7 protein-coding genes and 1 pseudogene are annotated in these 8,358 nt (G+C 64.3%); 2 read left to right on the plus strand and 6 right to left on the minus strand.

Features of this window, described 5'->3' with window-relative positions:
• Window positions 1-203 precede the first annotated feature (203 nt).
• From ABRP95_RS11625 to copR, 5 genes are all read right to left on the minus strand, one after another.
• The gene (locus ABRP95_RS11625; RefSeq protein WP_049151221.1) at window positions 204-818 is read right to left on the minus strand and encodes a YdhK family protein; all 615 of its coding nucleotides are present in this window, start codon (window positions 816-818) and stop codon (window positions 204-206) included.
• A gap of 47 nt (window positions 819-865) precedes the next feature.
• Window positions 866-3,100 (minus strand): copper-translocating P-type ATPase, encoded by a 2,235-nt coding sequence (locus ABRP95_RS11630; RefSeq protein WP_349839476.1) that lies wholly within the window; start codon window positions 3,098-3,100, stop codon window positions 866-868.
• 51 nt (window positions 3,101-3,151) lie between these two features.
• On the minus strand, window positions 3,152-3,478 hold the full coding sequence (locus ABRP95_RS11635; protein WP_284852599.1) for a heavy-metal-associated domain-containing protein: 327 nt from the start codon (window positions 3,476-3,478) through the stop codon (window positions 3,152-3,154).
• A 142-nt stretch (window positions 3,479-3,620) separates the two neighbouring features.
• Window positions 3,621-4,748, minus strand: a complete 1,128-nt coding sequence (copS, locus tag ABRP95_RS11640) for a two-component system sensor histidine kinase CopS (protein WP_284852600.1) — start codon at window positions 4,746-4,748, stop codon at window positions 3,621-3,623.
• The gene (copR, locus tag ABRP95_RS11645; RefSeq protein ID WP_284852601.1) at window positions 4,745-5,467 is read right to left on the minus strand and encodes a two-component system response regulator CopR; all 723 of its coding nucleotides are present in this window, start codon (window positions 5,465-5,467) and stop codon (window positions 4,745-4,747) included. The genes copS and copR overlap by 4 nt, the downstream gene beginning before the upstream one ends.
• A gap of 402 nt (window positions 5,468-5,869) precedes the next feature.
• On the opposite strand from copR, the gene ABRP95_RS11650 reads away from it, so the two are divergent.
• Window positions 5,870-6,445: a CueP family metal-binding protein gene (locus tag ABRP95_RS11650; protein ID WP_284852602.1), complete on the plus strand. Its 576-nt coding sequence runs from the start codon at window positions 5,870-5,872 to the stop codon at window positions 6,443-6,445.
• A 71-nt stretch (window positions 6,446-6,516) separates the two neighbouring features.
• Window positions 6,517-7,998, plus strand: coding sequence for a multicopper oxidase domain-containing protein (locus ABRP95_RS11655; protein ID WP_349839477.1), 1,482 nt, complete (start codon window positions 6,517-6,519; stop codon window positions 7,996-7,998).
• A 120-nt stretch (window positions 7,999-8,118) separates the two neighbouring features.
• Here ABRP95_RS11655 and ABRP95_RS11660 read toward each other — a convergent pair.
• Window positions 8,119-8,202 (minus strand): annotated as a pseudogene (locus ABRP95_RS11660) (exonuclease domain-containing protein); the annotation flags it as partial.
• Between the last annotated feature and the right edge of the window lie 156 nt (window positions 8,203-8,358).

Raw genomic sequence — 8,358 nt, forward strand, 5'->3', positions numbered from 1 at the left:
AAGAGACAGCCTGTCACCAGGGTCATTCCAGGGCATATTTCCCTGACTAAGAGAAGCAGTGACACAGAAGGCCTACCTCAGCGTGGGCCCTGTGGGCGTGCAGGTTCCGTGTGTGGCTGGTTTGCTTCGGCATGGTCGGCAGCGATTGATGACCGACTCTGGAGCGGGTGCCTTGTCTGGTCTCGCGGTTCAGGGTGGGTGGACTATTCGGCGGGTTGGATCTCGCTCTCGGTGACCCACTTGTGGTTGGTCATCGTCATCCCGTCGACGGTGAGATCAACCATGTAGACCGTCTCCTCGGTGGAGTAATCGATGGTGGCCTCAGCACCCTTCATGCCGGACATGTGCTCGGCATCCAGGACAACGCTCGCCCCGTCGGGCAGGGGGGCCTGACCCGGATCGACGAGCTCCTCATGGACGACCCAGCGGTGGTCGGTAACCGGGGCCCCACCCTCGGTGGGGGTGTAGCTGACCGAATAGGTCGTGGTGTCAAACGCCCCGGAAATGGTGGCTGTGGCCCCGTCCATGCCGGGCATGTGGTCAGCGGTGAGGATGACCTCGGTGCCCACCGGGTACGTGGGATCCTCGGCCTCTTCAATGCCTGCCGGCGGTGCCCCGCCGTCGGCAGGGTGGTCGTGCCCGCCGTGCTCTTCGTCGGCAGTGGTGGTGTCTTCCTGGTGGGTCTCGTTGGTCTCTGCGGTTGCCGTCGTGGTGCTGGTGGTGTCGGCATCGTCGGAGTTGTCGGTGGCGTCGCTGCAGGCGGTCAGCGCCAGGGTGGAGGTCAGTACCAAGGCGGCGAGGGTAATGCTGCGTTTCATGAGCGTTCCTTTCAAAGGTGGTGTGAGTTAGGGGTCGAGAGACAAGGTCAGTCAGTAACGGTTACGGGGGATATCGACCCACTGTGTTCCTCCTTCCCGTCGGTCGGAGCCAGGTGAGCCGGATCCAGATCAATGCGGTGCAACAGCTGGGCGTTCAGGGCCACCACGATGGTCGAGGCAGACATCAAGATCGCGCCCACGGCCGGGGACAGCACGAACCCGATCGAGGCGAGCACTCCGGCGGCCAACGGCACGGCGAGGATGTTGTAGCCAGAGGCCCAGATCAGGTTCTGGATCATCTTGCGATAGCTGGCCTGGGACAGCTCAATCATCGACAGCACTGCCCGCGGGTCATCACTGGCTAGGACCACCCCGGCAGATTCCATGGCCACATCCGTGCCGGCACCAATGGCGATACCGACGTCCGCGCGGGTCAGAGCGGGGGCGTCATTGACACCGTCACCGACCATGGCCACGCTCACACCCCGGTCCTGCAGCTGCGTGACCTTGGTGTCTTTGTCCTGGGGCAGGACCTCGGCGAAGACCTCATCAATGCCTAGGTCCTGACCAACCGCCTGGGCCACCTGTTGCGCGTCGCCGGTGATCATCGCGACCTTCACCCCGCGTTCCTGCAGGGCTTTCACAGCGGCGCGGGATTCGGGGCGGATCTTGTCCTCGACGGCCACCGCACCGATGATCTGATCGTCGCGGACAATATGGAGCACACCGGCCCCACGCCCGGTCCAGGCACTGGTGGTGTCGGTGAGCTCGGCCGGGGTGGTGAGGTTGAACTCGCGCAGCATGTTCGGCCCGCCCACGAGGATCTCAGCGCCATCGACAGTGGCCCGGACTCCCCGGCCGGAGGCGGCGCTGAAACCAGTTGCACGGATTTGCCGACGGGAGGCCTCGGGATGGGCGGCCGCGGCCGCCACGATGGCGCGGGCCACGGGGTGCTCGCTGTCGGCCTCCGCAGCGGCGGCGAGGGCCAGTAGCTCGCCCTCGGTGACGCCGACAGCTGCCGCGACACCGGTGACCGCGTGCGCACCCTCGGTCAGGGTGCCGGTTTTGTCGAAGAGCACCACGTCGATGGTGCGCATCCGCTCGAGCGCCATCCGGTCCTTGATGAGCACCCCGGATTTCGCGGCCCGCTCGCTGGAGATCGCAATGACCAGCGGAATCGCCAGGCCCAGGGCATGCGGGCAGGCGATGACCAGCACCGTGACCGTGCGCACCACGACATCGTCCGGGCTGCCGATGATGGTCCACACCACCGCGGTGATCAGAGCGGAGATCAGCGCGAACCAGAACAACAACGCCGCCGCCCGATCCGCCAGGGCCTGGGCCCGGGAGGAGGACTCCTGGGCGTCGGCAACCATGCGTTGGATCCCAGCCAGGGCGGTGTCCCCGCCGGTAGCCTCCACCCGGATGCGGACGGTGTTGTCGGTGGCCACAGTACCGGCGACCGCCTTGTCACCGGTGTCGCGGAAGACGGGACGGGATTCGCCGGTGATCATCGCCTCATCGAATTCGGCGGCTCCGTCGAGGATGGTTCCGTCGGCCGGCACCCGGGCACCGGCCCTCACCAGCACGACGTCGTCGACGACCAGGTCGGAGATGGCCACGGTGCGGGTGGTCCCGTCGATGACTTTCTCGGCCTCATCCGGCAGCAGGGCAGCCAGCGCGTCAAGCGCGGAGGACGCGGCCCCGAGAGCGGACATCTCCAACCAGTGGCCCAGCAGCATGATGGTCACCAGCAGGGCCAGCTCCCACCAGAAGTCCAGCTCAAAACCGCCCAGCCCCAGAGTGGTGACCCAGGAGGCGACAAACGCCACGGTGATGGCCATGGCGATCAGGAGCATCATCCCGGGTTGGCGGGATTTCAGTTCTTTCCATCCGCCCTTGAGGAAAGGCGTTCCGCCGTAGCCGAAGATGATCGTGCCTAGCACCGGGGGGATCCAGGTGGATCCGGGGAATGCCGGGAGGTGGTAGCCGAGCAGCTGGGCGACCATGGGGCTGAAAATAACGACGGGAATGGACAGAATCAGCGACCACCAGAAGCGGTCCCGAAACATTGCGGTGCTGTGTCCGGCGTGTTCGCCGTGACTATGAACGTGGTGGTCTTCGTCCAGGGCGGAGTGCGGGTGATCGTGGGGCATCGCCTGGCCGTGGGTGTCGGCATCTGCGTGGTGTTCGTGGCTGGCATGATCCGGGTGGTGGGTGTGGTCTGTTTCCGGAGCGGGGTGATCACCATGGTGATCACCCGAATGGTGGGGAGTGCTCATGACGTTCCTTTCGCTCAACCCGGTCGGGGTCGAGATGATGAGTAAAACTGATCAGGATAAGACGGTGTAGCCGACCTCCTCGATGGCCCGGCGAACCATCACCGGAGGTACGACACCGGTGACCGTGACGGTGGAAACACCACCAGCAGCGAGATCAATCTGGACGTCGTCGACCTGGGGGAGGGCCTGAAGGGCCTGGGTCACGCTTTTCGCGCAGTGCCCGCAGGTCAGGCCGGTGACCTGGTAGCTAGGGGAGGACCCTCCTGCTGACGAGTCGCTGGCGGCAGGGATGGAGGCGGTGTCGGCACGTGAGGCAGGTCCGCAACAGCTGCAGCCGTGGGAGGCCATCGGCAAGAGGCGGGGCGGGGAGGTGATCATGGGAAAGCTCCTTCAGTTCGGTGGGGTGCGGCGATGCCGCTCTCTAGCGCATACCCCCTAGGGTATATTCCCTAGCGTATACCCCCCGGGGGTATACTTTCAAGGGGTGAAGGGCACGGCCCTCACGCGGGCCAGGGTGTGGTCACCGAGCAGCCTCCTCACTGTTGGGAGGGGACAGCGGGAGGCGGAGGGCAAACACCGCTCCGCGACTGGGTCCCGGGGAGGTGGCGGTGAGAGTGCCGCCATGGGCCTCGATCAATGCCTTGGAGATGGTCAGACCGATACCGGCCCCGCCGTTGTCCCGGCTGCGGGCGGCATCCCCCCGGTAGAAGCGTTCGAAGATGTGTCCGATCTGGTCAGGTGGGATGCCCTCGCCGTCATCGGCGACGTGGATGAGCGCGGTGGACGCCCCCTGTCGGTGGACGCTGATCCGGACCTGCCCGCCGGCCGGGGTGTGCCGTAGCGCGTTCGACAGGAGATTGCTCATCACCTGGCCGAAGCGTTGCCGGTCCACGAGCACCCGGGTGGTGTCCGTAATGGTCTCGACCTGTAAATCGACGCCTTTGTCAGCATAAGCTTCCCCCGCGGCAGCAGCGGCGGTATGGAGCAGATCCCCGAGCCCTTCCTCCGCCAGGTCCAAATCGATCCGGTGTTCCTGGGCCCGGGAGACATCGTCGATGTCTTCCATCAACCGGGTCAGGCGGGTGAGTTGGTCAGCCATGATCGTGTGGGTGGCATTATTCCAGTCCACGACCCCGTCCTGGAGACCATCGAGGTAGACCGTGAGCACCGATAAGGGGGTGCCCATTTCGTGGGCCAGATCAGAGAGCATCTGGCGACGGACCTGTTCGGTGTGTTCCAGCCGGTCGGCCATGGTGTTGAAGGCATGCGCCAGGGTGGTGACCTCGGGGCCTGCTTCTCCGGCAGGCACGCGGATACGGGAGTTGCCGGCCGTCAGGCTGGTAGCGGCGCGGGTGAGATCCTGCAGGGGGGTGCGCAAACGACGCGATAACCACAGGCTGGCCAGCAGGGCGCTGATCAAGGCGGTGGGCAGGGCGACGACCAGGGTGATCAGGTTAGCGCCCCGGTAGGCCTGCTCGGCATGGAACAGCTCCAGCGAGGGGTCCTCCCGGCCGGTCATCAACATATGATCATGGAACAGGGACGGGCCCACCATCGTGGCCACGGCCGCGGCCACCAGCAGGCTAATCACCACGACCAACACCTGGGCGGCCAGGAAGCGGAAGGTCAGGCCGGGTCCGTGATTCATGGCTGCCCCACCCGGTAGCCCACGCCACGCACGGTGTCGATAAACCCCCGGCCCTGGGTGTCGGTGCCAAGCTTGCGACGCAAGTTGCCGATGTGGACATCGACGATGCGTTCATCACCGACCCAGGTGGTGTCCCAGACCTCGGTGACCAGGTCGTGGCGGGTCAGCACCTGGCCGGGGCGCAGGGCCAGGGCAACCAGCAGCTCGAACTCCGTACGAGTGAGCTCCACGGTCGTCTTCCCCACCCGCACCTCATGGGCGACGGGGTCAAGAATGAGGTCACCAACGATCAAGGGGGTGGTCACCTGCGGTGGGGTGGTGCTGGTGCGCGGGCGGCGCAGCACCGCATGCACCCGGGTCACCAGTTCCCGGATGCTAAAAGGTTTGGTGATGTAGTCATCCGCCCCTAGGGTCAAACCGCTGATCTTGTCGTCCTCGCTGCCCCGTGCGGTGAGCATGAGGATGTAGCAGTCCGAGAAGGTGCGGATCCGTCGGCACACCTCTAGGCCGTCGAGTTCGGGCAGCCCCAGATCCAGCACCACGACATCGGGGGAAAAGCGACGGGCCTCGTCCACGGCCTGGGTACCGGTGTGCGCCTGGAGGGTATCGAAGCCGGCCCGGATGAGGTAGGAAGCCACCATCTGAGCCAGGGGTTGTTCATCATCGACGACCAGCACCCGCCCCGGGGGCGTGGCGGTGGTCGGTGTGCGGTCAGCCATAGACCCCAGTATCGCTCCGGCTAGGGGGGAATACCACTCGCTCAGTACCCGGCGGGAAAATCTTCATCAAATCTTCAAACATCACCCTTCGACCGCCGTCACCCCTGTGCCCCACCCCGGGCCGGCGGCATCGCCTCCCCTGGTCGGTTCAGCAGGCGCCACCAGGGATTTCACTGCCTGCACCGCATACCCAGGGCGGGTAGAAGGACATCGCCCACGGCTGTGGGGTGGTGTTCCGGTGGTGACCCAGCCCACCGAATTCACCCCCTTTTTCGCCCTGTTATAAGGCTGCGAGCAGGGTTTTGAATTCTAGTCCGTCAGGCACCCGTGCTAGATAAAGGTATGGCATCGACCTTGAGGCGGTGTCTTCTTATGGCCTTACCACGATCCAAGGAGATTGACGTGAAACGAGCAGCGATCGCAACCGCCGCCCTTGCCCTCGCCCTCACGGGGTGTTCGGCCGCCGACCCGGAACCCACCGCCGATGGGACGGTGTCCCAGGACACATTCCTGACTGCCCATGGCCTGGTCGACATGGACGCGGTGGAGATCATTGATCACCTCGACCGGCAGAAGGTCACTGAGCGTCCCACGGATCTGATCGCTTCAGTGCGTGCCGATGAACTGCTGCTCTCGAGCGATGACCAGGAAGTCGTGGTCGATCTTCCCGACAATCAGACGTATGTCTCGATCGCGCCCTATCTCACCTCCACCCACGACTGCTTCTACCACAGCCTCACGACCTGCCTGGGGGAACTCGACAATGAGGATATCCAGGTCACGATCACCGATGAGGCGACCGGTGAGGTGCTGGTGGACGAGGCGACAACCACCTTCGACAACGGGTTTATTGGCTTCTGGCTTCCCGATGATGCCACCGGCCTGATTGAGGTCAGCTACCAGGGGCGTACCGGCACCGCGGAGTTTTCCACCGCCGACGATGGTGCCACCTGTGTCACAGACCTGCACCTGACGTGATGGCTCAGCAGGGTCCTCACCTGCGCCTGTCTCCCGTGTCACTGAAATCTAACACCAAGGAAGGTTAAATCATGATGAACGGATTTTCCCGACGACAGTTTCTGCTCGGCGGGCTCGTCCTCGCCGGCACCGGGGCCGTGGCCGCCTGCACCAGCGACCCTGGACCCGCTGCCTCGGCACCAGGTTCCTCTCTTCGCCCCACTCCCACCCCCACTGCGCTCGGTGAGCCGACGGTGCGCCGGACACTGACCGCCCGGCCCCTCTCTCTGGATATCGGCGGCATCGAAGCCAAGACGTGGGGATACGTCTCTGACACCGGGGATGCGGCCATTGAGGCCACCGCCGGCGACGTCCTCCAGGTCGATATCACCAATGAACTGCCTGAGAGCACCTCCATCCACTGGCATGGTATCGCACTCCACAACGCAGCCGACGGTGTGCCCGGCATGACCCAGGACCCCATTGAACCTGGCGAGTCTTTCTCCTATGTTTTTGAAGTCCCCCACAGTGGCACCTACTTCTACCATTCCCACTCCGGCCTGCAGCTTGATCGCGGCCTCCACGCCCCACTGATCGTCCGTGACCCGCAAGACGCTGAGGACCAGGACGTCGAGTGGACCATCGTGCTCGACGACTGGGTCGATGGCATTCAGGGCACTCCCGACGATGAGCTCGACAAGCTCACCGGAATGGGTTCAGGCGACCATAACGGGAAGAAGGGAATGGGAGGTCACGGCCAGATGATGCACGGCACCCCGGACCGGGTACTGGGCGGGGATGCCGGCGATGTGATTTATCCGCACTACCTCATCAACGGACGTATCCCCCGTGCTCACCGGACCTTCGAGGCTCGCCCGGGCGACAAGGCCCGCCTGCGGTTTATCAACTCCGGCGGTGACACCATCTTCAAGGTGGCCCTCGGTGGTCACCGCATGACCGTCACCCACACCGACGGCTTCCCCGTCCAGCCCAGGGAGACCGAATCGATCTACCTGTCGATGGGCGAGCGTGTCGACGTCGAGGTCATCCTCGGCGACGGCATCTTCCCGCTCACGGCTTTGGCGGTGGGTAAGGACGACCGCGCCTTCGCCGTCATCCGCACCGCCGGCGGCCAAGCCCCCCACCCCGATGTCGACTTCCCCGAGTTGTCGTCCACCGGACTGCTTCTGTCCTCCCTGAAGCCAGCAGACCGTGCACTCCTACCCGAGGACACACCAGACCGAGAAGTCAGCATCGACCTGGGCGGGCAGATGATGCCGTACGAATGGAGCATTCTCACCGACGGCCAATCCTCCTCCGCGACCGTGCAGGAGGGCCAGCGCCTGCGGATGGTCATGCGCAACAGGACCATGATGCCCCACCCCATGCACATCCACGGCCACACGTGGGCGCTGCCCGGCAGCGGCGGACTACGCAAGGACACCGTCCTTCTCCGCCACGGTGAAACCATGATCGCCGACCTGATCGCTGACAACCCCGGTGAGTGGGCATTTCACTGCCATAACGCCTATCACATGGAAACCGGGATGCTCAGCTCGCTTCGCTACGAGTAACCCCCACAGCAGGGTTGAGTGCCGAGGTGGGCGGGGTGTCCCCCGAGTAGTGGACACGGCTTTGGTGTCAGGGTTGAGCAATGTGTGCCAGGAGTCGACGGGATTGAAGTATGCGTCAGCGCGCACGGCAGCAAGTTCAATGATGCGGTCGTAGCGCTTGTTAAAGCCGGTGGTTTCGGTATCAATGACCGCAAAGACCGACATGCCCGCCTAAACGCTATCGAACACTGCAAACAAGGTGGATTTCTGTGGATAGCCACACTGGCCCCGTGCGGGTTGTCCATGGGCCGGGCTGGTTTTTAAGACCGGGCGGTTTGAGTGCCTTCCTGGGTGTGGTGCCATTGGTTGGCGTACTCAGTC

This window comes from Corynebacterium sp. KPL2895 (genome assembly GCF_040225815.1).
GTDB lineage: Bacteria > Actinomycetota > Actinomycetes > Mycobacteriales > Mycobacteriaceae > Corynebacterium > Corynebacterium rhinophilum.